The organism is Actinomyces sp. oral taxon 170 str. F0386 (assembly GCF_000195595.1).
GTDB lineage: Bacteria > Actinomycetota > Actinomycetes > Actinomycetales > Actinomycetaceae > Actinomyces.
The window spans coordinates 1-1,379 of sequence record NZ_GL882510.1; the positions used below are offsets into that span (position 1 = coordinate 1).

Consider the following 1,379-nt stretch of genomic DNA (forward strand, 5'->3'; position numbering starts at 1 on the left):
GGGCGGAGCCGAGCACGGTGGCCACGCCCATGCCGACCTCGAAGGCCAGACCGAGCGTGCCCCCGGACAACAGGATCATGGCCCCGGCGAAGAGCATCAGCCCGAGCTTCTGCTCCCAGCTCAAAGACTCCCACGCCGCCCCCAGCGCATCAAGAAGCCCCGCCAACCACAGCCCTCAAACGCGAAGAGCTTTCAAGGGATCGCCGCCGTCGCCGTGAACGTAAGCCGCAATATCAACCAGACTAGATGTGCCGTCCAGCAGGTAGTGCTCATATCGAAGATCTGGGCGGTTCTCAAGGGCAACTATTGGCGGCCCTTGAGCACATTATCGTAAACTACTATAATTATCTCTCGGCGTGGGGTCTTATAGTTATGTCCTGAATAATCTTTCATTGGAGGTCTCTGTCCATCGACGTGATCGCGATTTCGTATTTCAAGAAGGCTGACCTGGATTTTTATGAATTTTTGAGGAGGTTCTCTCCTGTATCAGTGGTGATGTACACCAACATTCTGCCGTCCGGCTCATCCATTGTCAGAATCCTTTGTTTTGTAATAATTGTAGCCTCTACGGGGTCGTTGGGTCGACATATAGGATCGCGCGATTTAGGATCTCCTAGCCATATTTCAATCATTCTGCTGTTAAGTAATTGTGTGAGAATGCTGATTGTTCTGGCGGCGGCCGTGTCGTTATCCAGGCTCTCCTCGTCCTTGATGGAGTTGAAAGCCTCAAGGCCACTCGTCTCGGCTTCCGTCCCCATGAAGAGCACTTCTGCTGTAGCTGGATCAATCATAATGCTGAATTCCCTTCCAGTGGGATTCGATAAACTTTGCCGCCCTCTGAAACTCGAAGGTAAGGACTCGAGTGTAGAGGATCTTTGGCCTGGGGTTTGCCTGGTTCGTAAATTATCTGTTCGCCATTACGGTGAGGGTTTTGAAGTCGAATTCCGTCAGGATCCTTTTGGGGATGTCGACGGTCCAGTCGTCGGGAATTGCGTCAAGGACGTCGTCAGCTGGATGTCCTCGTATGCTCTGCACTTCTGACAGTGGACTATCTGTATGTGGTCTAGTTCCAACTTTATCGGAGCTCGACGTAGCGGAACGACTGGTGTCGTCAGTCCCTTTTTGTCAGTCGCAGCAGCCTCGGTGCGGTTAGCACTTGTCTTCGTTGATCCGGTGTTCCTGGCGGTGTCGTTGGGTAGTTGGTTCCTCCCTTCGCCGTCGTCGGCTGTATAATATTCTGCCTCGCGGTGCGCTCTGTGCTGGAACTGCTTTCGACGTCATCAGCACGCAAACTGTTGCGTGGGTGCTACATGGAGGTGCTGGCTGCGCCGGTTTCGTCTCGGGCGAGTCTGCGTGCGTTTCGGACGTATTGGCGCCAT

Annotated in this window: 1 protein-coding gene; it reads right to left on the bottom strand. The window is 53.5% G+C overall.

Annotated elements, in window-relative coordinates; translation table 11 throughout:
• Positions 1-455: 455 nt before the first annotated feature.
• The gene (locus HMPREF9056_RS13980; RefSeq protein WP_157184967.1) at positions 456-791 is read right to left on the bottom strand and encodes a hypothetical protein; all 336 of its coding nucleotides are present in this window, start codon (positions 789-791) and stop codon (positions 456-458) included.
• Positions 792-1,379 lie beyond the last annotated feature (588 nt).

Excerpts from the sequence above, each read along its gene's own strand:
- HMPREF9056_RS13980 (WP_157184967.1), bottom strand. The coding sequence starts at position 791 with ATGATTGATCCAGCTACAGCAGAAGTGCTCTTCATGGGGACGGAAGCC.